The organism is Pseudomonas sp. GW821-FHT04D07 (genome assembly GCF_059420225.1).
The window spans coordinates 1-24,029 of sequence record NZ_JBWKTH010000008.1 but is presented as its reverse complement, the minus strand read 5'-3'; the positions used below and the strand labels follow the sequence as shown (position 1 = coordinate 24,029).

At 59.6% G+C, this 24,029-nt stretch carries 26 protein-coding genes, 1 tRNA gene and 1 pseudogene; 7 read left to right on the top strand and 21 right to left on the bottom strand.

Annotation, left to right across the window (positions count from 1 at the left end):
• Positions 1–9: 9 nt before the first annotated feature.
• The 5 genes from cpaB to AC07T0_RS12490 all read right to left on the bottom strand — a co-directional run bounded on the left by cpaB (position 10) and on the right by AC07T0_RS12490 (position 3,265).
• Complete coding sequence (cpaB, locus tag AC07T0_RS12510) at positions 10–816, bottom strand: Flp pilus assembly protein CpaB (RefSeq protein ID WP_495001464.1); 807 nt, start codon at positions 814–816, stop codon at positions 10–12.
• Positions 817–831: 15 nt separating this feature from the next.
• Entirely contained in the window at positions 832–2,160 is a 1,329-nt protein-coding gene (locus AC07T0_RS12505; RefSeq protein ID WP_495001463.1) for a DUF8689 domain-containing protein, read from the bottom strand.
• Between the two features lie 2 nt (positions 2,161–2,162).
• A complete protein-coding gene (locus tag AC07T0_RS12500; RefSeq protein ID WP_495001462.1) occupies positions 2,163–2,693 on the bottom strand; it encodes an A24 family peptidase in 531 nt (176 codons plus the stop codon).
• A 28-nt stretch (positions 2,694–2,721) separates the two neighbouring features.
• The gene (locus tag AC07T0_RS12495; RefSeq protein WP_495001461.1) at positions 2,722–2,916 is read right to left on the bottom strand and encodes a Flp family type IVb pilin; all 195 of its coding nucleotides are present in this window, start codon (positions 2,914–2,916) and stop codon (positions 2,722–2,724) included.
• Between the two features lie 157 nt (positions 2,917–3,073).
• The gene (locus AC07T0_RS12490) at positions 3,074–3,265 is read right to left on the bottom strand and encodes a Flp family type IVb pilin (protein ID WP_495001460.1); all 192 of its coding nucleotides are present in this window, start codon (positions 3,263–3,265) and stop codon (positions 3,074–3,076) included.
• 416 nt (positions 3,266–3,681) lie between these two features.
• Between AC07T0_RS12490 and AC07T0_RS12485 the strand changes: the two genes are divergently transcribed.
• Complete coding sequence (locus tag AC07T0_RS12485) at positions 3,682–4,551, top strand: AraC family transcriptional regulator (protein WP_495001605.1); 870 nt, start codon at positions 3,682–3,684, stop codon at positions 4,549–4,551.
• 178 nt (positions 4,552–4,729) lie between these two features.
• On the opposite strand, the gene AC07T0_RS12480 is transcribed toward AC07T0_RS12485, so the two are convergent.
• Positions 4,730–6,652: a HAMP domain-containing methyl-accepting chemotaxis protein gene (locus tag AC07T0_RS12480; protein WP_495001459.1), complete on the bottom strand. Its 1,923-nt coding sequence runs from the start codon at positions 6,650–6,652 to the stop codon at positions 4,730–4,732.
• A gap of 825 nt (positions 6,653–7,477) precedes the next feature.
• Here AC07T0_RS12480 and AC07T0_RS12475 point away from each other — a divergent pair.
• Positions 7,478–7,831, top strand: coding sequence for a GNAT family N-acetyltransferase (locus tag AC07T0_RS12475; RefSeq protein WP_495001458.1), 354 nt, complete (start codon positions 7,478–7,480; stop codon positions 7,829–7,831).
• A gap of 103 nt (positions 7,832–7,934) precedes the next feature.
• Here the strand turns inward: AC07T0_RS12475 and AC07T0_RS12470 are convergent.
• A tRNA-Ser gene (locus tag AC07T0_RS12470) sits at positions 7,935–8,024 on the bottom strand.
• Between the two features lie 320 nt (positions 8,025–8,344).
• On the opposite strand from AC07T0_RS12470, the gene AC07T0_RS12465 reads away from it, so the two are divergent.
• From AC07T0_RS12465 to AC07T0_RS12455, 3 genes are all read left to right on the top strand, one after another.
• Entirely contained in the window at positions 8,345–9,034 is a 690-nt protein-coding gene (locus AC07T0_RS12465; protein ID WP_495001457.1) for a crotonase/enoyl-CoA hydratase family protein, read from the top strand.
• 389 nt (positions 9,035–9,423) lie between these two features.
• Entirely contained in the window at positions 9,424–10,161 is a 738-nt protein-coding gene (locus AC07T0_RS12460) for a lysophospholipid acyltransferase family protein (protein WP_495001456.1), read from the top strand.
• Between the two features lie 64 nt (positions 10,162–10,225).
• Complete coding sequence (locus tag AC07T0_RS12455) at positions 10,226–11,197, top strand: magnesium and cobalt transport protein CorA (RefSeq protein WP_495001455.1); 972 nt, start codon at positions 10,226–10,228, stop codon at positions 11,195–11,197.
• 30 nt (positions 11,198–11,227) lie between these two features.
• Here the strand turns inward: AC07T0_RS12455 and AC07T0_RS12450 are convergent, their stop codons facing one another.
• The gene (locus tag AC07T0_RS12450) at positions 11,228–11,956 is read right to left on the bottom strand and encodes an amidotransferase (protein ID WP_495001454.1); all 729 of its coding nucleotides are present in this window, start codon (positions 11,954–11,956) and stop codon (positions 11,228–11,230) included.
• A 622-nt stretch (positions 11,957–12,578) separates the two neighbouring features.
• Here AC07T0_RS12450 and AC07T0_RS12445 point away from each other — a divergent pair.
• Positions 12,579–12,743, top strand: coding sequence for a hypothetical protein (locus AC07T0_RS12445; protein ID WP_495001453.1), 165 nt, complete (start codon positions 12,579–12,581; stop codon positions 12,741–12,743).
• A complete protein-coding gene (locus tag AC07T0_RS12440; RefSeq protein ID WP_495001452.1) occupies positions 12,740–13,540 on the top strand; it encodes a cytochrome c in 801 nt (266 codons plus the stop codon). Before AC07T0_RS12445 ends, AC07T0_RS12440 begins: the two co-directional genes overlap by 4 nt.
• 146 nt (positions 13,541–13,686) lie before the next feature.
• On the opposite strand, the gene AC07T0_RS12435 is transcribed toward AC07T0_RS12440, so the two are convergent.
• The 13 genes and pseudogenes from AC07T0_RS12435 to AC07T0_RS12375 form a co-directional block, all read right to left on the bottom strand.
• On the bottom strand, positions 13,687–14,490 hold the full coding sequence (locus AC07T0_RS12435) for a transglutaminase family protein (RefSeq protein ID WP_495001451.1): 804 nt from the start codon (positions 14,488–14,490) through the stop codon (positions 13,687–13,689).
• Positions 14,487–15,437 (bottom strand): alpha-E domain-containing protein, encoded by a 951-nt coding sequence (locus tag AC07T0_RS12430; RefSeq protein ID WP_100940699.1) that lies wholly within the window; start codon positions 15,435–15,437, stop codon positions 14,487–14,489. The genes AC07T0_RS12435 and AC07T0_RS12430 overlap by 4 nt, the downstream gene beginning before the upstream one ends.
• 11 nt (positions 15,438–15,448) lie before the next feature.
• Complete coding sequence (locus AC07T0_RS12425) at positions 15,449–16,858, bottom strand: circularly permuted type 2 ATP-grasp protein (protein ID WP_248796806.1); 1,410 nt, start codon at positions 16,856–16,858, stop codon at positions 15,449–15,451.
• Between the two features lie 281 nt (positions 16,859–17,139).
• A complete protein-coding gene (locus tag AC07T0_RS12420) occupies positions 17,140–17,478 on the bottom strand; it encodes a ribonuclease E inhibitor RraB (RefSeq protein ID WP_100940701.1) in 339 nt (112 codons plus the stop codon).
• A 200-nt stretch (positions 17,479–17,678) separates the two neighbouring features.
• The gene (locus AC07T0_RS12415) at positions 17,679–17,915 is read right to left on the bottom strand and encodes a hypothetical protein (RefSeq protein WP_495001450.1); all 237 of its coding nucleotides are present in this window, start codon (positions 17,913–17,915) and stop codon (positions 17,679–17,681) included.
• A 219-nt stretch (positions 17,916–18,134) separates the two neighbouring features.
• A complete protein-coding gene (locus tag AC07T0_RS12410) occupies positions 18,135–18,740 on the bottom strand; it encodes an START domain-containing protein (protein WP_495001449.1) in 606 nt (201 codons plus the stop codon).
• Between the two features lie 43 nt (positions 18,741–18,783).
• Complete coding sequence (locus AC07T0_RS12405; RefSeq protein ID WP_495001448.1) at positions 18,784–19,038, bottom strand: YkgJ family cysteine cluster protein; 255 nt, start codon at positions 19,036–19,038, stop codon at positions 18,784–18,786.
• Between the two features lie 148 nt (positions 19,039–19,186).
• A complete protein-coding gene (locus AC07T0_RS12400) occupies positions 19,187–19,711 on the bottom strand; it encodes a hypothetical protein (RefSeq protein WP_495001447.1) in 525 nt (174 codons plus the stop codon).
• A 103-nt stretch (positions 19,712–19,814) separates the two neighbouring features.
• Positions 19,815–21,257, bottom strand: a complete 1,443-nt coding sequence (locus tag AC07T0_RS12395; protein WP_495001446.1) for an aminotransferase-like domain-containing protein — start codon at positions 21,255–21,257, stop codon at positions 19,815–19,817.
• A 332-nt stretch (positions 21,258–21,589) separates the two neighbouring features.
• Positions 21,590–22,405, bottom strand: a complete 816-nt coding sequence (locus AC07T0_RS12390) for an OmpA family protein (RefSeq protein ID WP_495001445.1) — start codon at positions 22,403–22,405, stop codon at positions 21,590–21,592.
• Complete coding sequence (locus tag AC07T0_RS12385) at positions 22,402–22,758, bottom strand: DUF4398 domain-containing protein (RefSeq protein ID WP_495001444.1); 357 nt, start codon at positions 22,756–22,758, stop codon at positions 22,402–22,404. The genes AC07T0_RS12390 and AC07T0_RS12385 overlap by 4 nt, the downstream gene beginning before the upstream one ends.
• Positions 22,759–22,768: 10 nt before the next feature.
• A complete protein-coding gene (locus AC07T0_RS12380) occupies positions 22,769–23,590 on the bottom strand; it encodes a substrate-binding periplasmic protein (RefSeq protein WP_495001443.1) in 822 nt (273 codons plus the stop codon).
• Between the two features lie 363 nt (positions 23,591–23,953).
• Positions 23,954–24,029: pseudogene (locus AC07T0_RS12375) on the bottom strand (electron transfer flavoprotein subunit alpha/FixB family protein); the annotation flags it as partial.

Here is a 24,029-nt window from a genome sequence, read left to right as displayed (position 1 = left end):
TACGTTCTGTCAGTGCACATTGACTACATGAGCTTCAAGGCCACGGATAATGGTGATAGCACCGCCGCCAACACTGCTACGGTGCACCACGCGTCTTGGCGTCGTTTCGGTAGCCATCGCGATGGCCTGTGCAACAGGCGCGACGGTCGCCGGCTTTTTCTCGGTGTTCAGTGGATTGCGCAGGGCCAGTTGCAACTTCCCTTCGGTCTGCGCCGTGACCAGGGCCTCCGCCTCGGCGGCGGTCATTTCCAGTGTCACAGCACGCACCACCACCGGCTGCGTCTTGTCGGTGCCTGCGGTCTGATCCACCGCCAACACGCGCAAGTTTTCGAGGATGGTCCTGGACACGGCATTGTTGCCGTTGCCATCCGCGTGCTTGGTTGCCAGCACATCGACCCGGTTACCTGGCAACAGGAACCCGCCGACACCAACCACATCGTCCACCCGTACCGAAATGGCGCGTTTGTCGGGTGCAATCAGCGAGGCCAAGGTGCTGCCCCCCAGGTGTTCGCTCAGTCGTGCACCGCGCACGATGTCACCACGCAGAATGTCGAACGTGGCGATCTTGCCCACGGCTTTGTCGCTGGAATCGAAGGCATCGTCCGGGATCGTATCCATGGGCATGCGTATGGTCGTGACCTGTTGGGCCTCGACCATCTGCCCGAAAGGAATCTCGACCGTGGCGACGACCACGCTGCGAAGGTGATCATCCGGGCTGGCATTGAGCCGTGCGCTCAGCCAGGAGTTGGCCATCCAGGCGGCACCCAGGCCCATGACCAGGGAAATGCTAATCAGGGTGACAGTACGAGAGCTCATATCTGTATCTCCTACTCAAAGAAAGTCGAGCTGGACGAAGTAGTTGCGCCAGGCCCATTCCAGTTCCTGCGGCGACAGTGGCCCGAAACCGCCCTGGTAACGCTGGCGATCAAGCGCCATGCTGAGGAGATCACGGGGATGGCAAGGCACCAGGGGCATGCCTTCAATGGCGTAAAGTTTCTGCAGCGCATAGCGCACCAGCGTCGGGTCATAGCGAATGCCCAGGCGCTCGGACTCCTGTTGCCAGATCCGTTCGTACTCATCGGGCCTCAGGTAACCGAATTGCAGCTTGTAACCAATCCGCCGCAGGAACGCCTCATCAGCCAACTCCAGGGGATTGAGGTTGGTGGAGAACACCAGAATCAGATCGAACGGCAGTTCGCAATGGCGCCCACCGCCCAGGTTGAGGAAGTCGCGCTTCTCCTCCATCGGGACGATCCAGCGATTCAACAACTCGGCGGGTGCCATGCGCTGGCGGCCCATGTCGTCGATGATGAACAGACCATTGCTGGCCTTGAGCTGCAAGGCGGCCTGGTACTGACGGGTGAAGGGGTCATAACGTACGTCCAGCTGCTCCATGCTCAACTCACCGCCGGTGATGACGATCGGGCGTTTGCAGCGAAGCAGGCGACGATCGATCCCTTCGTTGAGCATCAGATTGTTCGGTTGACTGTCGTCATCCAGACGCTGATGCACCTGGGGGTCATAGATCTCGATCACCGACTCATTGATCACGATGGCCTGGGGCACCCAGATGGCCTCGGCAAACAGGCGAATCAAGCGACTGCTGACATAGGTCTTGCCGGTACCCGCGGGGCCATAAATCATGATCGCGCGCCCGGAGTTCAGCGCCACGCCCAGTTGATCAAGCATCCCCTCAGAGAGCACCACGCCGGTCAGCGCCGTGCGCATATCGTGAGCATTGATGTGTCCGTGGTGAATGGTCTGCACCTTGAGCAGGGAACGGTAGGTACTCACCGGGAACGGTGCCGCACCGATATAGCCGCTGCGCGACAGGGCATCGCGGGCGGCACCGCGACCACGTTCAGTCAGGCCATAACGCAGCGCTTGCCCGCCCGTTTGCGCGCCCAACTGGCCCAGTACCTCGACCCGGCCATCCTTGCGTAGAAACGCCAGGACCTCTTCCATGACGGCACCGGTCAGCGCCAGGCGTTCTACCAGCCGCGACATGTCCAGCACGCCAGCGTCGTACAAGTGCTTGCACACCAACTCGCCGAGAAAACTATCCGTCAAACCCGTCTCGCTGATAGTGCACGGCTGGGGGGCCAGTCGCTGCACCGCTTCTCGCTCACTGTGGTAGGCATCACTCTCGACGACGTGCATGACTAACCTCCCAACCCATTGGCAAAGAGTTGCCAATGAACGGTGTTTAAAGTACCGAGCAAAATGGCAATCGAATAAGGGAACGGCTTGCCGGCCACTTCATCCGAAGTCGGCGCCAGGTAGGCCTGCGCCCTCAGAATCAGCCAATAGCGCCCCAGGGTCTTAAACAATTGACCGCGGACCAGCACTATCAGAAAACCGCACATGCCACCGGCGATCAGGCTGAATAACGCAGCCCATATCGCGTAATGGAACGGTAAAAAACTACCAACCACTGCCATCAGTTTGACATCACCGGCAGCCATGCCACCGAGAGCGTACATGGGCACAAACAGGGCAAAACAGATCAAGATGCCTAACAGGCCGTCTCCCAATCCGCTGACCCCCCCTGAATACATCTGACCGACCAATCCCAAGGCAAGTCCCAACAGGACCAACGTGTTGGGAATACGGTGGTGCAGCAGATCGCTCACCACCGCCACGCCCAGCAGTCCTATCAGCAAAACAGTCGAAACCAGCATTTCCATGGACATGGGGCTTCTCCCTACGGGGGATTAATCGTCAGCACGCAACGTTGTTATTAACGATTTGGCACAGTGCCGTGATCTTGGTATTCACGTTGCCGCCAAGTAGTGTGAACGCGACTGCAACAGCGACGGTAATCAACCCACCCGCCACCGCGTACTCCACAATGGTCAGGCCATCTTCATCTTTGGCGAACTTGCGTAACGAAGTTCTCATTGTTTGCAGCGTCATTTTACTCACCCTCAACAGCGGTCAATCCGCGCAGAACATAGGTTGATAAAGACAACGCGAAGCCCATTAAGAAAGTTTCCCGGCAGCCTCATCGGCAAAGATAAAAGCAACCACCTGCTCCATGGGCATCGCCATGTCACCCAGCGGGAATGGCCTATCAGCAGGCAGCACCTTTGACCGCGGCACACAGCGCTGTGATTTGGGTATTCACCGCGCCGCCCAGCTTCACGAATATTGCGGCGACAGCCACCGTAATTAACCCACCCGCCACCGCGTATTCCACAATGGTCAGGCCATCTTCATCTTTGGCGAACTTCAGGACCGAAGTTTTGATTGTTTGCAGAGTCATTTTGTACACCTCATTTTCGCTAGTTGTTCTTTCGGGGGAAGCAGTTCTTTTTGCACTGCTTGTGGCTACCTTAGTCAGGGCACCGCCAACAGGGTTAGGAGGATTTTGCGTATCGCTAGGACTTTTTTGCAGGCATGGCCAACGAGTGGGTTATTGGCTTCTGCAGAAAGGAAAGGAAAGATTAAAAACAAGAAATGATTCGCAAATAGCGCTTCGTTGATTCACAAGCGACGAACGGTAAATCCCGAGTACAGCGCCAACACGCCAATAAACAACTGCCCGGCCCCGGCCTCCGAGCAAAACATAGAGCATATAGAACTAAATTCAGACTTTATTATCATGATTTAGTCTGAAAAGTGATATCAAATTGGCAATACTCCTCAGTGGATGGCGGCACGCACCTCAGAGACCCGCACATGACGTCTAACGTGACCAGGAAACCATCACTACTCTGGTTCGATCGGACCCACGATCGCTCCACAAGCGAACTCATCACGCAGTTTGAGCACGCCTGCGACTGCAAACTGGCAAAAGAATCGGTGTTCTCCAGCCAAGTGCAAGCCGACATGATCTGCATTCATTTCGATCGCCCTGACACACCGGGCCTGAGGATGTTGCTGGAGATCAAACGCACCGCGCCCACGATCCCGATCACCATGTTCACCGTGCAGCACTCCGAAGAACTGGCTGTATGGGCGATGCGTTCCAGCGTCTGGGAATACCTGGTGCTGCCCCTTTCAGCCGCCGAGAAGGGTCGCTACCTGGCGGCTGTAGCCCAGCTCCACACGCTGCGCCGGCATGTCAAAGACCAGCGCAAGACCGCGCAGATCGACCATTCCCCAACGCTGCCGGGCAGTATCCGGATGACGCCGGACCACCAGAAACACCAGGCGCTCAGCAATGTACTGCTGTATATCGACCAGCATTTTCAGGACAGCATCGACCAGAAAGAACTGGCCAAGCGCTGCGGCATGACCACCTTTCGCTTCAGCCGCCTGTTCAAGGAAGCCTACGGATTCGGCTTCACCGACTACATTTTGAACAAGCGCATGAACTTCGCCAAGGAACTGCTCGACAACAGCCAGATGCCCATTACCAGCATCGGCTATGAGGCCGGCTTCAAGGATCCGTCCTACTTCGCCCGCGCCTTCAAGCAGTTCGCCAACTGCACCCCCAGCGAATACCGTCTGACGCACCAGCACCGAGTGCCTGTAGTCGCAGAACCGATGCAAGACAATGCGACCATTGAAATGCTCGAGAACCTGGTTCAGAGTCTCGGCGGCTGAGACGTTTGCGATTCCTGGACACCGGCGAGGCCTTAGCCAACGGATAACCTCACGGCTGGGTCAGAACCCGCCGCGGTTCACTACACTGGGCAGGTCATTCAGTCAGTCGGCTGCATGAGCTGAACGAGGCGTGGATCAGGTGGCGGGATATGCCGGTCACCCATTCCACCTTGCTCCGTCAAACCTTGAAATGGCTGACCATCATCTGCAACTGGTTGCCCAAGCGTGCCAGCTCGACGCTGGAGGCGGCGGTTTCGTCGCTGGCGGCAGCGGTCTGCTCGGAAATGTCGCGCACGTTGATGATGCTGCGGCTGATCTCGTCGGCGACGGTGCTTTGTTGCTCGGCGGCGGCGGCGATCTGCTGATTCATCGACTGGATGTCAGACACCGTGCGGGTGATATTCCCCAGTGATACACCGGCCTTGCGCGTCAGCGCGACGCTGTTATCGGTCAGGCTACGGCTGTTGCTCATGACGTTGGCCACCTGTTGGGTACCACTCTGCAAGCCGGCGACCAGCCCTTCGATTTCCTCGGTGGACTTCTGGGTGCGCTGGGCCAGGCTGCGCACTTCGTCGGCGACCACGGCGAAACCACGACCGGCCTCACCGGCGCGGGCAGCTTCGATGGCGGCATTGAGCGCCAACAGGTTGGTCTGCTCGGCCACGGCCTTGATCACGTCCATGACGCTACCGATCTTGTTGCTTTCCTGCTGCAAGAGGGTCATGGCCTCGGTGGAACGCAGTACTTCCGCCGCCAGGCGCTCGATCTGCGTGATGGCCTCGGCCACCACCTGGTCACCTTCACGGGCTTGGCCGTCAGCTTCTGCAGCGGCTTGCGAGGCCTGTTCGGCGTTGCGCGCGACGGCCTGCACGGTGGTGCTCATTTCGTGCATGGCGGTGGCGACCTGATCGGTCTCGACCTTCTGACTGTTAACCCCGATGCTGGTCTGTTCGGTCACGGCCGACAGTTCCTCGGCGGCACTGGCGATCTGCGTGACACCATCGCGAATACCACTGATCAGGTTGCGCAGGGTCTCGCCCATGAGCTGGATGCCTTGTTGCAGCGTGCCCAGTTCATCACGGCGAGTGACCACCTGGTTGTGCGTGAGGTCGCCACCGGCAATGCGTTCGACGACGCCGAGGGTTTCGCGAATCGGTCCGGTAATCTGGCGAGTGATGATGACGGCGGCCAGAATGCCGAACAGCAAGCTCAACAGGGTGCTGCCCAATTGCAGCATGCGCGTCTGGGTCACTTCGCTATTACGGCTGTCCACCTGCCCCTGGTAAAGGGCGTCACTGCGAGCCGATATCTCGGCCACTTGATCGGCCAGCTCCTTGCCCGTCAGGGTGACGACATCGCTGGCCGTTTTGTAGGCCAGAAAGGCGGTTCGGTAGTTGCCCAGGGCGGTTGCCAGCTGACGCAAAGCATCCGGTTGGGGCGAGCCGAAATGTTCGCCAAGCTGTTTCAGGCTATCCATGGTTTCATTTAATTGGTTGATGGCCTTGTGCTCGGCATCCGGGGTGCCATCGGCAATGTAACCGCGAACTTCGAAACGGCTCAGCAGGAACTGCTCCTTGGTTTGGGTGATGGCCTGGAAGCGTTCGATACGGTCCGCGTCGCCTGGGGGCATTTGCAGCACGCCACTACGGACCGCCTCGATCAACTTCAAGGCCGTCGCACCACTGTCGCTGAAGGTTTGTCGGGCACTATTGCGAGCACGATAGGCGTCATGCATTTTATTCAGCGACTGCTGGAATTTGCCGATGATGACCGCCTGCTCTGCGAGCAGCTTTACAAACTCCGGGTTCTTGAACGTCTGGGTCAGTTTTTGATCCTGGGCGCTGAAGGCGTCCAGGGCGACCTGCACGTTCTGTGCAACCGTTTCATCGCCATTGCTCAGCATGTACTGCAGGCGAGCCGCGCGTACTTTGGTCAACAACGAATCTAACAAGGTGACGTCGCCCATCCGATCACTGCGCCAAATCAACTTGTCCAGGCTGGTCCAGCCGGTCAGGGCAAGGACCGTGGTCAGTGCCAATACCAGGCCGAAGCCCAGAGCCAGCTTGAGGTTGACGCTAATATTGCCGAACCATTTATTCATTCAATCCCCCACAAAGCATTCTGTTTTTGGTTTTCGGGTAACAGGGAAGCTGTTCCCGGGGACCACTGGTGTTTTTTCCATGGCAGGTACAGGCGCGATATTGCTTCGCAGAAACCTTTCTGTTGGTTTTTTTGATGTTATCCACATCTGTTTGGTGGCGATAAGAGCAGCCGTTACTTTTCCAAACAGATCCGTACGGACGGAATTGTCGAAGCGCGTTATTCGGGGTTCTCAGAAACCACTCTTAGATAGATCGAGAGGGAGGAAAGCCCTGATGGATAAGGGCTTTTGGTCAGGATACTCAGAATTTGAGCTGGATGATAGCGCTAAGCCATCACTGCCAGAGAGATTTCGGAGGAGTACAACGCGGGCCAGGAATCCCGGAGTCAGTGGGTGGGTCGACTGGACCTGCATCTGCACCTGTTGACCCGTACCCACCATTAAAAGCAACTCCTTGTCTTACAAAATCCAGCTCCATTTCCCCTTTCCCAGCTGCCCGTCAGGCGTTAAGGTTCAATCATCATTGCACATTCAGAGATACAGGATTGGCGTCCTGTGAATACGAGGCGGCCCCAGGGCCGTCTCGCACCTAAATACCGTTCAGACCTGAATTCCACAGTCAGTTGACATCATCATTACGATGCCAAAAAAATAACAAAGTAGCGGTGACTGCTGCAAGGAAATGCCAATGGCAATCAACAGCGACACGTTCAGCCGCGTTGAGCTGAGTGATAACGACGCTGTGCGTTTTGTTCAGCACATGCGTGAAGACAAGCCCAACTCACTCTGACCTGCAGCGAAATTGAGCTGCATGACACCTATGCCTTGGATGACAGCGAGCACGCAAATCGCTATTCGTCCATGCCAGCACTGAAGGTCGCTCGGCTTGCAAGCCATGCTGAATATGCGGGTAAAAAAATAGGCACTGTACTGATGGAGTTTGCCATTGCCATGGCGGCAGATTTTATCGCCCAGCATGTCGGTTGCAGATTCCTGGTCACTGACTCCAAGGCAACATCAGTTCCGTTCTACGAAAAAGTAGGCCTGAGGCTTCTGGACACCGAGGAAAATCGAGCTCGCAAAGAGCCGGTTATGTTTCTGGACCTGAATAAGCTTGTACTGGATCAAGACCCCAGACCAGATGAGCCCTCGAAGGAACGATTACCTACCGCCGAATGAGTCACGAATGTGAATATGTTCCCATATCGCCCTTTTTCAGACGCCAAAAACCACAAACCCCCGACTTTCTCTAGGAAAATCAGGGGTTTGTGTTTGCAGAATGTGGCGGTGAAGGAGAGATTCGAACTCTCGATACAGTTTCCTGTATACACACTTTCCAGGCGTGCTCCTTAAGCCACTCGGACACTTCACCGTATCTCGTCAAACCTATTCAGTCTGTCGAGGCGCGCTAATGTAGTCGAAAGCTTTTCCGATGGCAAAGGTTTTTTTCAGAATTTTCATGCGCTTAAGTCAATCAGCCGGCCTCCCCCACGCCCCCGGCCCACGGATCAGGGCAAAACCGCCAATCTCCGGCCCGGTGCGCAGCCCTCTATCCCCTCCCCAACAGGCCCGCCGCAAGCTGCCAGCCCGGCCCGAACACGGAAAAGCCTGACTCACCAGTCAGTCACGGCGCTTTACCTGACCCCAGCGGCTGGGTAACGTCTGCTCCACTTCTATATAAGGAATTGCGTCATGAGTGAATTGATCTCTTACCACCTCGACGACGGTATCGCGACCCTGACCTTGAGCAATGGCAAGGTCAATGCCATTTCCCCAGACGTGATTGCCGCCTTCAACGCCGCCCTGGACCAGGCCACCGCCGACCGCGCCATCGTCATCATCACCGGCCAACCCGGCATCCTGTCCGGCGGCTACGACCTGAAAGTCATGACCGCCGGCCCCAAGCAAGCCGTGAGCCTGGTGACCGCCGGTTCCACCCTCGCCCGCCGCCTGCTGTCCCACCCTTTCCCGGTGATCGTCGCCTGCCCGGGGCACGCCGTTGCCAAAGGCGCGTTCCTGCTGCTCTCGGCCGATTACCGGATCGGCGTCGAGGGGCCGTTCAGCATCGGTCTGAATGAAGTGCAGATCGGCATGACCATGCACCACGCCGGGATCGAACTGGCCCGCGATCGCCTGCGCCGTTCGGCGTTCCACCGCTCGGTGATCAATGGCGAAATGTTCAATCCACAGGACGCCGTGGACGCCGGGTTCCTCGACAAGGTGGTGGCCGCCGATGCCCTGAAAGACGCCGCGCTGGCCGCCGCCCAGGCGCTGAAGAAGATCAATATGAACGCCCACAAGAACACCAAGCTGAAGGTGCGCAAGGCGCTGCTGGAAACCCTGGATAACGCGATTCTTCTCGATCAGGAACATTTGGGCTGAACCCCGCGCCTGCCTTTACCGTCGGAGAAGGATTTATGCCTGTCTCCGTCGGCCAGGCGAACGAAAAACTGTGTGAGCCGGCTTGCCGGCGATGAGGCCCTTGAGTCTTGTATCGTTCTTACGGCCGTCATCGCCGGCAAGCCAGCTCCCCACAGGGACTGTGTGCTCCTGTAGGCCCGCGTTATCGTTGATCTCCATTGTCGGAACGCGGCCCGGCGCAAACTTGCTCCTACGGCGCCCCCAACCTCGCAACCGCTCTAATCCGCACCTGCCGCCATCAAGCGGAAACATGCGCTAAAACATCGCCATCTCCCGGCTACAGACGGCAATTGCCGAAAACAGTGCACATCCGTACACTGCGCCACCTTTTGTCCCGGCGGACCCTATAGATGCTGTTTTTGGTACGTATGTTGTTGATGGCACTGCATTTTGTGCTGGCCGGTGTGCTCGGTGTGTTGCTCGGGCTGTGTCGGCCCTTCAATCCGGACAACAGTCGGCTGTGCGCCCGCCTCTATGCTTTGCCTGCGATGTGCATCCTGCGCCTGCGGGTCAAGGCCGAGGTCGAACAGTTGATGAACAAGCCGCACGGCTGCGTGATCGTCGCCAATCATCAATCCAACTATGACCTGTTCGTCTTCGGCAACGTGGTGCCCCGCCGCACCGTGTGCATCGGCAAGAAAAGCCTGAAGTGGGTACCGCTGTTCGGCCAGTTGTTCTGGCTGGCCGGCAATGTGCTGATCGACCGCGGCAATGCCCACAAGGCCCGGCGGTCCATGCTGACCACCACCGAAACCTTGCAGCACAAGAACACCTCGATCTGGGTCTTTCCAGAGGGCACGCGCAATCTGGGTGAAGCACTGCTGCCATTCAAGAAAGGCGCGTTCCAGATGGCCATTACCGCCGGGGTACCGATCGTGCCGGTGTGTGTCAGCAGCTATATCAAGCACATGCGCCTGAACCGCTGGCGCAGCGGCAAGATCCTGATTCGCTCGCTGCCGGCGATTCCGACCGCCGGGCTGACACTGGACGACCTGCCGATGCTGATCGCCGAATGCCGCGAGCAGATGCGCGCCTGCATCGCGACCATGGATCAACAACTGTTCCCCGAACTCCCGCGCGTTTGCTGACTCTGATCAGGCAGGGCAGGATAAGCTGCACCCCCCCTCAAAAAAAGAAGAAGTGATCAGCACTATGGGTAGAGTCGTTGCCTCGGCGGTTTACAGTGCCGGCAGGAAAGTCCGGGATATCACACTCGATGAGGGCAGCGCCTGGGCGGCCAAGCCGGACCATTTTGTCTGGATCGGCCTGGAAGAACCCAACGCCGAGGAACTGGCCAATCTGCAAAAGCAGTTCAACCTCCACGAACTGGCCATTGAAGACGCCCTGGAAAAGCACAGCCGGCCCAAGCTGGAAAGCTTCGGCGATGCGCTGTTTATCGTCACTTATTCGCCGATACGCAACGACGGCAAACTGCAGTTCATCGAAACCCACATCTTTGCCGGCAACGGCTACATCATCACCTGCCGTAACGGCCACTCAAAGTCCTACGCCCACGTCCGACAACGCTGCGAAGCCCGACCGCTGTTGCTGGAGCACGGCGAGGACTTTGTGCTGTATGCCCTGCTGGACTTCGTCACCGAGAGCTATCAGCCCGTCAGCGAAGCCATCCACGCCGAGATCGACGAACTGGAAAAGAACGTGCTCACCCATTCCCTGAACGAGGGCGATATCCAACGTATCCATTACCTGCGCCGTGATGTGCTGCGTCTGCGCCGCTACGTGGCGCCGATGGTGGAGATCAGCGAGGAGGTGTCGCGCCTGGACTTCCCGTTTATCGACAAGAACATGCGCCCGTATTTCCGCGACGTGCAGATCCATGTCACCCGCCAGATGGAAGACCTGGCGACCCTGCGCGATATCGCCAGCCAGACCATCGAGATCGGTGTGCTGCTGGAGGCCGCGCGCCAGAGCGTGGTGCAACGCAAGTTCGCCGCCTGGGCGGCGATCCTGGCGTTCCCGACGGCGGTGGCCGGGATCTATGGGATGAACTTCCAGAACATGCCAGAACTGAACTGGCACTACGGTTATTTCACCGTGCTGGGATTTATTGCGGTGGGCTGCACGGGGTTGTGGGCCAGCTTCAAGAAATCCGGCTGGCTATAAACCAGCCCCCTGGAAACCCCTCTCGCCCATTCAGGCCGATGCCGCCTCTGGCTTATGCGCCACGAAACGCATCATCCATTCCGCAACCGTGGTGCCGTGGTGCTCGTGCACCAGGCTGGCCACGCCACTGGAATAGATCTGCTCGCCGAGAAACTCCTGGCGAATCTCCAGCAGCGCCCGGGAGTAGTCGTGGATAAATTCCGGATGCCCCTGGAAGCACAGCACCTGGTCGTTGATGTGGTACGCCGCATACGGGCAGAAATCGCTGGAGGCGATCACCGTGGCATTTTCCGGCAGCGCAGTGACCTGGTCCTGGTGGCTGATCAACAGGGTCAGTTCTTCGCGCACCGGGCTCATCCACGGTGCCTTGGCGGCCATCTTGTATTGGTGAGTGCCCACGCCCCAGCCCTGGGTCGCACGCTCGGTCTTGCCGCCCAGCAGCAGCGCCAGCAACTGATGGCCGAAGCAGATGCCGAGTAACTTGTCACCACGCTGGTAGCGATCCAGCAGATAGACCTTGAGGGTCTGGATCCACGGATCGCTGCCAAAGGAGTCGGCCTTGCTGCCGGTCACCAGGTAGGCGTCGAAGCTCAGTTCGTCACTCGGGTAGTTGCCCTGCATCACGTTGTACACGCAGAAGGAGGCCGCGATCGGTTGACGGGAGAACAGGCGCTCGAACATCTGCCCGTAGCCCTGATATTGATCGACCAGTTCCGGGCGCAGGACATCGGTTTCCAGAATGCAGATGCGTAACGACATAAAAATACCTGACACAAAAAGACAAAGAATGAAACCCGAGCCTGCCTTGAAACCCGCGCTCAAGGCAAGCACAGAACGCACTGTCGCAAGCTGCGGTTCAGCTAGCCGGTAAACCGGCGAACGGGCGGTTGAACGGCGCTGATCCTCACACTCGGACGAACGGTAGTCGGCTAAGGGACAAGCGCTTTTCACCCTTGCACGCGTCTAGCAAAAGGCCCGCTAGGCGGCTGGCGATATGCCTCATGCCTTTTTAAAAAGATATTTTGATCAGTTGATACGAAATGGTTCTAAGTCAAGTGTGACGCGGGCTCTAAGGTTAAGCCTGTAGTGATGGCCGTCGGGTTTTGCCGAGGCATCTCTCCAGCAGCATTGTTGTCAGTAGTCGTCGTCAGGAATAACAACAAAAGGCAGTCCGCCATGTTCAAACATTCGAAAATCCGTCAAGCCGGTCTCATCGTCATCGCCACCACATTATTGTTGATCCTGCCGAACCTCACCAAAGTGATCGGCTAGACGCGCTGTGGCGTGTTTCCCGGCAACCCCAGCGCGACCTTCATCGGTTCACTACCGAAGTGCGGTTTTGTGTGCCAATCTTGAGCCATGACTCAATGGAGAGAGACTCATGCGCCACTGGATTGTCATTCCCGCGCCGCTCATCAGTTGTTCCGCCCAGGCGGGCATCATCGATGTGAATCGCGCGGTGGAGGAGATCCGCGACCGCGCGCTGATTCTCGATTTGCGCAATAACGCCGATGAGGCCGCCCCGACAGGTCCCCCTACCGAATGAAGCCGCTGATACTGCTCACGACCCTGCTGCTCTGCCCTACCCTTTATGCCGCGCAACTGGAACTGCCCCAGGGCAGCGGTATCCGGACCTGGCAAACCGAGGAGCTGCTGGGCCAGGCCCAGACCATCACCGTCAAGGATGATGTCTCCTACAAGCGCGACATGACCTATCGCGCGGTGCCAATAGCGGCCTTGCTGGAAGGGATCAAGGCCGACGACCACCTGCAGGCGGTGGCGCTGGATGGTTTTGCCGCCGAGATGGGTGCCGCCCCACTATTGAGTCGCCAAGGTGCCCAAGCCTGGCTGGCGGTGGAGGATCCGGGCAAGCCCTGGCCGCCACTGGCTGAAGGCAAACCCAGTGCTGGCCCCTTTTACCTGGTCTGGACAGACCCGCAGGCGGGCCATATCAGCCCTGAACAATGGCCCTATCAGATGGCGAGCATCAAGCGCCTGGCGCCTGTGGCCGAACGTTTCCCGGCCCTGCGGCCGGACCCGAAGCTGGCGGCCAATGATCCAGTGAACAAGGGCTTTGCGCTGTTTCAGAAAAACTGCCTGGCCTGCCATCGGCTCAATGGCGCCGGGGATGCCCAGGTCGGACCGGACCTGAACGTACCCTACAACCCCACCGAATACTTCGCCGCCGGCTATCTCAAGCGCTATATCCGTGACCCGCAGAACCTGCGGCACTGGCCACAGGCGAAGATGCCCGCGTTCGCGCCGGCGGTGCTGCCGGATGGCGAACTGGATCAGTTGGTGGCGTACTTGAAGCACATGGCCAAACGCAAACAGCCGATCTAGGACCTGTACGAGAACTCGCCGAGCGGCGATCAGGCAAGGCAAAAACAGGCGAGGAAGCGGAGTTTAGTCCACTAAATGAGCATCCGAGCCTGTTTTTAACGCAGCATGATCGTCGCGCAGGCAGTTATCGTACAGAGCCTAGGACCTTACTGCTGCTGCACCGACAGGATCGGCGTCGGCGATACCAGCACCTTGGCGTGCATCTGCTCACAACCGCCACCCCGGCGCATGCCGCGCACCGGGCAAGCGTCGAGGTAATCCAGGCCCACCGCCAGTTTCAGATGGCGCTCCGGCCGGGACAACTGGTTGGTCACATCGAAACTGTACCAGGCGTCGTCCAGCCAGGCTTCGGCCCAGGCATGGCTGGCCAGATGCTCGCTGTTCTCGCTGTACAGATACCCCGACACATAACGCGCCGGAATCCCCAGGCTGCGCGCGCAGGCCAGGAACGCATGGGTATGGTCCTGGCACACCCCGGCCCGCCGGGCAAAGGCCTGGGCGGCGCTGGTGTCGACTTCGGTGGCGCCTGGCGTGTAGGCCATGTGCTGGTTCAGCGCGTGCATCAGGTCAATCAAGGCACTACGGTCACGTCGCTTGCGGCATTGCTTGTCGGCGAAGCCGCGCAAGGCATCGTCCGGCTCGGTCAGGCGGGTCATGCGCAAGAACGGCAAGGCCGACTGGCTCTCGTGCTCGGCCTCGCGCTGCTCATCGATATCCACCTGACCCCGGGCGCCGATGATGATGGCTTCGTGGGGCTCGTCCAGCGTCAGCACATGCAGGATATTGCCGAACGGGTCGAGCTGCGCCCGCACCGGACGCGGCAGGTTCAGTTGCCAGCTGAGCACGTGCTGGCGCTCGCTGTCGTGGGGGGTCAGACGCAAATACTGGATGCTCGCCCGCACCTGATCCTCGTAGTGATAGGTGGTCTCGTGGCTAATGGAAAGTCTCATGCAGCCTCCAGGTAAGAACTGTGTATGGCGTTGCCCAGTTCGGCAACCAGGGGAATAAACTCGATCAGCCAGGTGTGCAGGCCTTCATCGAGGATCTCATCGATACCGGTGTAGCGCAGTCGCGCATCCATCTCGGCGGCCAGGCGCTGGGCCGGCCGGCCGTTGATACCCGGCAGGCTGGCGAGGATCTGGTCGATTTCTTCGGTGCAGGCGCGCAATGAGCGCGGCACATCGGCACGCAACAACAGCAGTTCGGCGACCTGCCGGGCGCCCGGGGCGTCACGGTAGATCTCGGTGTAGGCCTCGAACGACGACAAGGCCCGCAACAACGCACTCCACTGGTAATAGGCGTGGGCCGTGCCGTCGCTGACCGCGTCGGCCTGGTCGCCGGCCATGTCGTAGCGGGCATCGAGCAAGCGCAGGGTGTTGTCGGCCCGTTCGATAAAGGTGCCCAGGCGAATGAAACGAAAGGCATCGTTACGCATGATGGTGCCGTAGGACGCCCCACGGAACAGATGGGAACGTTCCTTGATCCACTCGCAGAAACGGCTCATGCCATAGCGCCCCAAGCCCTGGTCGGCAATGCCGCGAATTTCCAGCCAGGTGGCGTTGATGTTTTCCCACATGTCTGCGGTAATCCGCCCACGCACCGCATGGGCACTGGCCCGCGCCGCCCGCAGGCAACTGAAGATACTCGCCGGGTTGGCCGCGTCCAGGGCGAAAAAATGCAGCAGCCGGTCAGCGTGCAGCTCGCCATGGCGTTCCAGGTAATCGTCCAGGGTGCCGGTGATCAACAACGGCATGGCCATTTCATGCAGACCGTCGCCACGACCATCCTGCGGCATCAACGACAACGAATAACTCACGTCGAGCATCCGCGCGAGGTTTTCCACGCGCTCCAGATAACGCGACATCCAATACAAATCCGAGGCAGTTCTACTTAGCATGTCAGGCTTCCTTAATCCTCGACCACCCAGGTGTCCTTGGTGCCGCCGCCCTGGGACGAGTTCACCACCAGGGAGCCTTCGCGCAGTGCGACACGGGTCAACCCGCCCGGCACCACGCGGGTCTCACGACCGGAGAGGACAAATGGACGCAGATCGATATGGCGCGGGGCAATGCCGCTCTCGACAAAGGTCGGGCAGGTCGACAGGGACAACGTCGGCTGGGCGATATAAGCGTGGGGCTTGGCCTTGAGCCGAGCGCGGAAATTCTCGATTTCCGCGGCGCTCGCCGCCGGCCCCACGAGCATGCCGTAGCCGCCCGAGCCCTGGGTTTCCTTGACCACCAATTCCGGTAGGTGCGCCAGCACGTGGGAGAGCTCCTCGGGCTTGCGACATTGCCAGGTGGGTACGTTCTGCAGAATCGGCTCTTCGTCCAGGTAAAAACGGATCATGTCGGTAACGAATGGGTACACCGACTTGTCGTCCGCCACCCCGGTGCCGATGGCATTGGCCAATACCACATTGCCGGACCGGTAGGACGACAACAGGCCAGGCACGCCGAGCATCGAGTCGGGGTTGAAGGCCAGCGGATCGAGGAACGCATCGTCGAGGCGGCGGTAGATCACATCCACCTGTTTCGGGCCGTCGGTGGTACGCATGAAGACCTTGTCGTCACGCACGAACAGGTCGGCGCCCTCCACCAGCTCCACACCCATTTCCCGAGCCAGGAACGCGTGCTCGAAGAACGCACTGTTGAAGCGCCCGGGCGTCAGTACCACCACGCTCGGGTTGTCCAGCGGACTGGAGCTTTTCAGGGTGTCGAGCAGCAGGTTGGGGTAATGGTCAATGGGCGCGATGCGCTGGGCAGCGAACAGTTCGGGGAACAGGCGCATCATCATCTTGCGGTCTTCGAGCATGTAGCTCACGCCGCTGGGGGTACGCAGGTTGTCTTCCAGGACGTAGTAGGTGCCGTCGCCATCACGGACCAGGTCGACCCCGGAAATATGCGAGTAGATATCACGGTGCAGGTTCAGGCCCTGCATCGCCAATTGGTACTGCTCGTTGGCCAGGACCTGTTCGGCGGGAATGATCCCGGCCTTGATGATGCGTTGTTCGTGGTAGAGGTCGGCGAGAAACATGTTCAGCGCCTTGACCCGCTGGATACAACCGCGCTCCACGACGCGCCATTCACTGGCGGGAATACTGCGGGGAATGGTATCGAACGGAATCAGGCGTTCGGTGCCTTGTTCGTCTCCATAGAGGGTGAAAGTAATCCCGGCGCGATGAAACAGCAGATCGGCCTCACGTCGCCGTTGTGCCAATAACTCCTCGGGAGTATCGGCCAGCCAACGAGCAAACTCCCGGTAATGCGGGCGGACCTGGCCGCCGGCATCGTACATCTCGTCAAAATAGGTGCGGATCATGCCGTGCTCCTTGTCACCCGGTCACAAGGGCCTTCGCAAGGCCCGTGCCATCGGCATAAACGCTTTAATATCAACACGTTGGATAATCATCCAACCTGCGCCGCACCATCACTGTGCAGTAAACGCCCCAATACAAACAGCAGCGCCTCATTGCGAAGCAGGCTTTGCCTATCCACCAGCATAGCCAGAGTTTACCCACCTGCCCGGGCGGCCCTTTTTTGTGCGCAACAAACAAAAACGGCCGACCCTTGGGTCAGCCGCTGCTGGTGGAAGGAAGTCTCTCAATTAAGCGCCCGTACCGGGTGCTTGACGCCCCAACCTTCGATGGTGCCGCCCAGAGGCTCGACCACCGCCCCGAAGTTCTGTTCGAAGTCACCGATACCGCCATAGGTGGCGTACATCACCTTGCTCAACTCCAGGTACCAGGCACCGTCGTCACGAACACTGACCTGGGCATTCAAGGATTCACCGCGAAACTTGCCTGCCGCCCTGCGCGCCCGCTCCTCGTCCGGGAAAACGGCATAGAACTCGATGGGATGGATGCGTGCGAAATCAAAACCGCCTTCTTTCATGCGGCGCAGCACGTTGCTGCTGATGTCTTCTTGATAGGCTGTGCTCATGAAACGTCCTCCTCAGCAAGCGTTGGATAGACTTTCCGTACTCCCGAACCAGGCACCGAACGGCGCTGGCGATACGACAACCGGGAAACAAGCATGTAGCTGACAAGACCAGACCTATAGCGAATCATTCGCTGATCTCCCTTGCAGAGTAGCGCGATGACATCACCTCTGCCAGAGGGAGTGCAGAGGAAAAAGCGCGGTCAGGGTAAAGGCGTGATACTGAGGATCTGGATGCTGTTCTGATCCTTCAGGCTTTTGACCGTCGGGTCCGGGGTACGGCCTTCCAGATCATTGAGGTCAAGCGCGGCGGGAACCGGCAACAGCTTGGCGCGAATCAAGCGCGCCGCCTGCTCCAGGTCCGGTTGGCTGGCACATTCGAAGTGCTCCGTGTCCTGCACGCCATGATCGTCGACGAAGGTAACTGCCCACTTGCTCATCGGTGCCTCCTCGGTAAAGCCCATCAAGGGGCTTACAGTATCTGGACTGTAGAGCATGGGAGATCGTTCAACCGGATGTGAAAGGTATGGGCCCCGGAGAACGCCCAATAACCTGATGTGGGAGCGGTGCTTGCCCGCGAAGCTTTTGGCGACCTCAAGGGCCTCTTCGCGGATAAGTCCGGCTCCCACAATGTCCGACAAGCCGAGTTGATCAGCCTCTCACTTCTCGGCGCGTTCCTTCAGGGCCTTGAGGGTATTGAACGGTGCATCGACCACGAACTTGTTGGCCAGCCACGAAGGCACGCTGCCGCCCGGCTCGGTGTGCACCTGGTAAGTCACTTCGGTCAGGCCACCGTCCTTGGGCACCAGCTTCCAGAAGCCCTCCACCTGGGCGACACGGACATAACCTTTCTCTTCCGGCAGGTAGGTCGGCACTTCCTTGAGCGTGCGAGTCAGGCTGCCATCAGCGCCCTTGGTGGTGGTGATCTGCAAGATGGAATCGCGATCAGTGACCGGGAACGGCGCCTTGAACTGGGTGTAGGTCCAGCTCAGATCACCGTCTTTTTTCAGCAGCTTCTGCGACTTGCACTCGTGAATCCAGGCACAGGCCCCGACCACGTCTTCCTGCAGCGCCTGGATCTTCGCCACGGGCGCCTTGATCAGGGTCACGCCACGGTAGGCCTTGTACTGGGAGTTGGCCACTTCACTCAGGGAGACCTTGATACCGTCCTGATCCTTGGCCGTTTCCCAGTTCTGCGCATACGCGGTACCGCTCAACAGGACAGTCAAACCACAAACCACAGCCATTCGATGCAGCGAACTCATTGTTTTATTCCTTATTGTCGAAGTTCCGTTCATTGAACACACCTCACGCCGCTGTCATTTGCTCCCACCAGCCGATCAGGCGGATCGCCTCTTCCCGGCTGCTGCCGCAGACCTCGGGATCGGCCTGGAAAGCCCCACACACAGAGGGCCGTTCAGGTTTGCCAAACAAGCCGCACAGACCTTCGACCGAGAGTTGCACGCAACGTTCTCCCGCCGGCTTACCGTTAGGCATGCCAGGAATCGGCGTACTGATGGAAGGGGCAATGCAACAAGCGCCACAGCCCTCACGGCACTTCATGACGACACGCTCCTGGCAGGGAAAAAGGTGTGTGGAGGACAGAGTAACCGCTAAAACGGCTGTTTAAAATTGGTCGCACAATTGTTTTTCACGGATAAGGCCCATGACCGGGCAGTCACCGACGAAGCGTCGTGCCGGGTGGGCCGTTTTACTGTTTGAATTCAAAATCCAGGGCCGCGCCGTCGACTTCCTTGCGCCCCTCGTTACGCAACTGTAGATCCATCTCATTCTTGAGCAAGCGCCCATTGAGCTGGAAAGGTGTCTGTTCAGGGTTTTTTTCGAATAGTTGTGGCAACAGCGGCCGACTTTTCGACAAGGGTACCGTGCCTGGCGGCTCAAGGCGCTTGACCATGTCCTGGGGCAGGCTCAGATCCAGCTGGGGCGGTGGCAGCGTGGTGTTCAGCGCGTCACTGGCCGGCACGGCTTTGGCGGCAATCGGTGCACGCCGCTTGGCCTTGCCCGGCGCAACCTTCTGGGTAGTTGCCCGTTTACTCGGTGGGTGTTTTTTCTTCACCAGCTTGACGCTGCTGGCCGGGCTCCCGAGCGGCTTTTTCGCCGTCGTCGCGGTCGCGGGTACGCTTGTGTCCTGGGCCTGCGCCGTCACAACAACTCCCGCGCCCAAGCCTGCCAGCACGAAAATCAACAGCAAACGAATGGAAAGAGTCACTTTCATAGGCTCTACGGCACGGACGACAGGGGGGGCATATGCTCGCCTGTTGAGCGTCTCCTGACAAGCGGGCGATCATCCAGGACCGCCCAGGCTTGTCCCCGGCCCGTCACAAAAGCCCGGCCGCCGTTTCCTGGCACAGCTGGCTGGCCAGCATGCCGAGGGTCATCAACGCCCGTTCGGCCTCGCGATTCCAGGGGATTCCGCAGTTGAGCCGGATACAGTGGTTGAACTGCTCGGTGTTACTGAAGATCAACCCCGGGGCGATGCTGATGCCCTGCTGCAGTGCCCGCACGTGCAACTCCTGGGTGTTGACCCGCCCCGGCAGGCTGACCCACAGGATGAAACCGCCGGTAGGCCGGGTCATCTGCGTCCCCTCCGGGAAGAACTGCTGCACCGCCAGTTGGAAGGCACTCAGGTTCTTGCGGTACTCCTGGCGGATAAAACGCAGGTGCCGATCATAGCCGCCGTTTTCCAGATAGGCCGCCACCGCCATCTGCGTCACGCTGCACGCCGAGTGGGTACTGAAGGTCTGCAAGCGCTGGATTTCCTGCTGGAACTTGCCGGCGATCATCCAACCGATGCGCACGCCGGGCGACAGGGTCTTGGAAAAGCTCGAGCAGTAAATTACCCGGTCCAGGCGGTCATAGGCCTTGAGGGCCTTGGTCCGACCGACTTCGAACATCAGCTCGCCGTAGATGTCGTCTTCGACGATCTGGATATCGAAGTCCGAAGCCAGACGCAGCAACTGCTTCTGCCGTTCTTCCGGCATGGTCCCGCCCAGCGGATTGCTCAGCCGGGTGGTCAATACCAGGGCCTTGATCGACCATTGGTTGGCCGCCAGTTGCAGGGCCTCCAGGCTCATGCCGGTGGACGGGTCGCTGGGGATCTCGATGACTTTCAGGCCCAGCAGGTCGGCCAGTTGCAGCAGGCCGTAATAGGTCGGCGATTCGGCGGCGATCAGGTCGCCCGGCCGGGTCAGCACCCGCAACGACATTTGCAGGGCATCCACGCAACCGTGGGTGATCACCACTTCCGAGGGGTCGATCACCACCCCGGCATCGCGCATGCGAATCGCCACCTGGCGGCGCAACGGTTCGAAACCGGGACTGAACATGTAGCTGAAGGCCCGCGGGCTGTGAAAGCGCGTGACCTTGGCCAATTGCTGGTGCAACGCGCGCACCGGCAGGTAATCCACCGACGGCACCGCCGCGCCGAAGGGAAACACACCTTCACGGCGGGACTCGACCAGCACCTGTTGGATGATGCTGCTGCGGGTGACCAGCCCCGGCCGTTCGACCCGGGCGATGTCCGGGGTGGGCGCGGTCAGGGCCGGGGTCTGGTGCACGTAGTAGCCCGATTGCGGACGCGCGCGGATTAGCCCCTGGTCTTCCAGGTTGGCATAGGCCTGCAGCACCGTGGCGTGGCTGACATTGAGCTGCGAGCTCATCTTGCGCACCGACGGCACGCGCTCACCCGGCTGATAGACACCCCGCCGGATATCCTCGGCGAGCTGCTGAGCAATACGTTGGTAGAGCAATAGGTTGGTCATGAAGCGGCACTCGGTTTCAACGGCATTTTTATTCTTGGACGCAACAATACCGGAACAGTTTAAAAGTGTACTGGCACAGTTTCTACAATAGTCGACAATACAGTGACAAGAGAAGTAAAACTGTACGGGCACCCACCATCGCGCAAACACCGCATCCTCTTGTAGGCGCTGGCTCGCCAGCGATGAGGCCCTTGAGCCTTGCGGTGCCTACCTGGACGCCATCGCCGGCAAGCCGGACTCCTACAGGGTTGCACGGTGTTTTCGAGGATGTAGCAGGCACAAAAAACCCGGCGCCTTGAGAGGGCCGGGTCTTCGTTGTAAACCGATAGCCGTCAGCGTGCCGCGCCCAGCCGGCCCTTCTCGTCGGAAAAAACGATCTCGACCCGACGGTTCTGCGCCCGCCCGCGCTCGCTGGCATTCACGTCCACCGGGTACTGGTCGCCATAACCCATGACCTCGATGCGCTTCTCATCGATACCCAGGTCCACCAGCATATCGGCCACCGACTGCGCGCGGTCACGGGACAGCTGCAGATTGTTGTCCGGATCGCCGGTGTTGTCGGTATACCCTTCGATACGCACCACGCGCCGCGGGTTGAGCTGGAGAAACTGCACCAACTTGAGCACCGTGCGATTGGCCGAATTCTTCAATTCCGCCTCACCGGTGTCGAACAACACATCGCCGAGGGTCATCACCAGGCCGCGATCTTTCTGGTTACTGGTCAGGCTGGCGATCTGCTCTTCTACCCACTTGCCCTGCTGCTGCACGCTAAGCAATTTGCTTTCGCGCAAGGCCAGTTGCAGGCGCTGGCGCTCCAGTTCCAGCTTGGCCGCCCGCTCCTGGTTCAGTGCGGTTTCGCTGTGCTCGCGGGCAATGTCGGCGTAGCGCTCGCTCAGGTAGGCGTAGTGTTCGACGTCAGCGGCGCTGCCCAGATAGCCGGACAGGCGCTCGGCCCGGGCCAGGGACTCACCGGCACGGATCACATCCTTGGGCGCGTAGCGCAACACATTGGTGTCTTCCTTGACCTTCTGAAAACTCGCCGACGCCGCCTGCAAGGCCGCCTCGCTGTCGTTCTGGCCGGCGCAACCGTACAAACCGACACAGGCCAGCAGCAACAGGCCGCCCGCCCTTGCGCTCGAATAGATCATTGAGCCGTCTCCAGTTGCTTATGCAGGCGCGTGATGCGGGTGTTGAGCAGCGTGACCTGCTCCTGGCTCTTCTCGGTCAGCACCCGGGCTTCGGCCAGGCGGGCATCCAGCTCGGCCTGTTCAGACTTGCGCCGGGCGCCACGGTAAGCCTGCTCGGTCATATTGGCCTTGGCCCGGCGGAACTTGTCCTCGGCCTGTTTCAGCTCTGGGACATCATTGGCGTTGGCCCCGACGGCATGGGCCTGCGCGATGGCGCGCTCGGTCAGGCGCATCTGCTCGTTCGGCGCCGGATCGGTGGCGCAGCCCGCCAGCGCCAGCACGGCCAGGGCAGCAAATAGAGGTCGAATACTCACAAAAAAATCCCTACGGTTTTGGGGCGCTGACGGGCTGCAATTGCGCCGCCCAACGCTCCAGATTGCGCTGCAGCGCGGCTTCGGTCAGGCCGGAGGCGGGCAATTCTGTCATCTTTTTCGCCAACTGTCCGCGCAACCAGGGGTCATTGCAGGCCGAGTTGTGGGAAATCGCGAGAAACAGCCCCGGCTGGTCGATCGGTTGCGGATGGGCCTTGAGGTCGTTGGCCATGCCCAGGGCCTGGCTCGTGACCATGCCGGCATAACGCCCGGCCAGCACATAGTCGACCTCGCCCAGCAGCAGCTTGTGGAGGGCCGGGGTCAAGGTCGGTGTGCGTTGAAGGGTCAGGCGCTCCTTGATAAAGGCGCTGAACGGCTGGGTCATCCGGGCCTTTTCCGAGACCGCCCCGGTATAGCCGTGCAGATCCTCGGCGCTGTTGTAGACCAGTGGTGAATCCTTGCGGGTCCAGACCAGGAAATCGTTTTGCACCAGCGCCGGGTGGATGTAGTCCAGCGAGTCCAGTTCGTCGAGGGCGATGGGCGCATCCACCAGCAGGTCCATGCGCCCGCTGCGCACCTCTTCCTGGGCCTGGGCGCGTTTACCGCCGTAGAGCACCTCGACCTTGAGCCCCAGCTCCCCCGCCACCTGGCGTAGCAGGTCGGCACTGGCACCGATCAGGTGCCCCGGGTCCTGAGGATCACGCCACAGGTACGGCGGTGCATCCGGGCTGCCGGTGACGATCAGGCGCTCGCATTTGCCCAGCGCCAGGGCCTGCGGGGCCAATACGGGCAAGCCCAGCAGCAGTGACAGCGCCGCGGCGCGAAGCCTGTCCATGAGGTGAATCTCCTTCTCAAAAATCATCCGACGCCGGGATACACCGCGGTGATGACGGCTGGCACCGCCCTACTGTAGGAGCCGGCTTGCCGGCGATGAGGCCCGTGAGACCTGCATCGCCTATCCAGCCGCCATCGCCAGCAAGCCGGCTCCCACAGGTTTGGTGCTTCACCGCAAAATACCGTGTTGCCACAACCCTTGTAGGAGCCGGCTTGCCGGCGATGAGGCCCGTGAGCCCTGCATCGCCTATTCAGCCGCCATCGCCAGCAAGCCGGCTCATACAGGGGATACGAAGTGTTCGATAAATAACTCAAAAAAAACCCGGCCAAACGGCCGGGTTCTTTTATAAGCCAAGCCGCTGAATCAGACCAGCTTCTCGAACTCAGGGATAGCTTCGAACAAGTCCGCCACCAGGCCGTAATCGGCCACCTGGAAGATC

Bases quoted from the DNA above. Each gene is read 5' to 3' on its own strand.
- cpaB (WP_495001464.1), bottom strand. From the start codon at position 816: ATGAGCTCTCGTACTGTCACCCTGATTAGCATTTCCCTGGTCATGGGC.
- AC07T0_RS12505 (WP_495001463.1), bottom strand. From the start codon at position 2,160: ATGCACGTCGTCGAGAGTGATGCCTACCACAGTGAGCGAGAAGCGGTG.
- AC07T0_RS12500 (WP_495001462.1), bottom strand. From the start codon at position 2,693: ATGTCCATGGAAATGCTGGTTTCGACTGTTTTGCTGATAGGACTGCTG.
- AC07T0_RS12495 (WP_495001461.1), bottom strand. From the start codon at position 2,916: ATGACGCTGCAAACAATGAGAACTTCGTTACGCAAGTTCGCCAAAGAT.
- AC07T0_RS12490 (WP_495001460.1), bottom strand. From the start codon at position 3,265: ATGACTCTGCAAACAATCAAAACTTCGGTCCTGAAGTTCGCCAAAGAT.
- AC07T0_RS12485 (WP_495001605.1), top strand. From the start codon at position 3,682: ATGACGTCTAACGTGACCAGGAAACCATCACTACTCTGGTTCGATCGG.
- AC07T0_RS12480 (WP_495001459.1), bottom strand. From the start codon at position 6,652: ATGAATAAATGGTTCGGCAATATTAGCGTCAACCTCAAGCTGGCTCTG.
- AC07T0_RS12465 (WP_495001457.1), top strand. From the start codon at position 8,345: ATGAGTGAATTGATCTCTTACCACCTCGACGACGGTATCGCGACCCTG.
- AC07T0_RS12460 (WP_495001456.1), top strand. From the start codon at position 9,424: ATGCTGTTTTTGGTACGTATGTTGTTGATGGCACTGCATTTTGTGCTG.
- AC07T0_RS12455 (WP_495001455.1), top strand. From the start codon at position 10,226: ATGGGTAGAGTCGTTGCCTCGGCGGTTTACAGTGCCGGCAGGAAAGTC.
- AC07T0_RS12450 (WP_495001454.1), bottom strand. From the start codon at position 11,956: ATGTCGTTACGCATCTGCATTCTGGAAACCGATGTCCTGCGCCCGGAA.
- AC07T0_RS12445 (WP_495001453.1), top strand. From the start codon at position 12,579: ATGCGCCACTGGATTGTCATTCCCGCGCCGCTCATCAGTTGTTCCGCC.
- AC07T0_RS12440 (WP_495001452.1), top strand. From the start codon at position 12,740: ATGAAGCCGCTGATACTGCTCACGACCCTGCTGCTCTGCCCTACCCTT.
- AC07T0_RS12435 (WP_495001451.1), bottom strand. From the start codon at position 14,490: ATGAGACTTTCCATTAGCCACGAGACCACCTATCACTACGAGGATCAG.
- AC07T0_RS12430 (WP_100940699.1), bottom strand. From the start codon at position 15,437: ATGCTAAGTAGAACTGCCTCGGATTTGTATTGGATGTCGCGTTATCTG.
- AC07T0_RS12425 (WP_248796806.1), bottom strand. From the start codon at position 16,858: ATGATCCGCACCTATTTTGACGAGATGTACGATGCCGGCGGCCAGGTC.
- AC07T0_RS12420 (WP_100940701.1), bottom strand. From the start codon at position 17,478: ATGAGCACAGCCTATCAAGAAGACATCAGCAGCAACGTGCTGCGCCGC.
- AC07T0_RS12415 (WP_495001450.1), bottom strand. From the start codon at position 17,915: ATGAGCAAGTGGGCAGTTACCTTCGTCGACGATCATGGCGTGCAGGAC.
- AC07T0_RS12410 (WP_495001449.1), bottom strand. From the start codon at position 18,740: ATGAGTTCGCTGCATCGAATGGCTGTGGTTTGTGGTTTGACTGTCCTG.
- AC07T0_RS12405 (WP_495001448.1), bottom strand. From the start codon at position 19,038: ATGAAGTGCCGTGAGGGCTGTGGCGCTTGTTGCATTGCCCCTTCCATC.
- AC07T0_RS12400 (WP_495001447.1), bottom strand. From the start codon at position 19,711: ATGAAAGTGACTCTTTCCATTCGTTTGCTGTTGATTTTCGTGCTGGCA.
- AC07T0_RS12395 (WP_495001446.1), bottom strand. From the start codon at position 21,257: ATGACCAACCTATTGCTCTACCAACGTATTGCTCAGCAGCTCGCCGAG.
- AC07T0_RS12390 (WP_495001445.1), bottom strand. From the start codon at position 22,405: ATGATCTATTCGAGCGCAAGGGCGGGCGGCCTGTTGCTGCTGGCCTGT.
- AC07T0_RS12380 (WP_495001443.1), bottom strand. From the start codon at position 23,590: ATGGACAGGCTTCGCGCCGCGGCGCTGTCACTGCTGCTGGGCTTGCCC.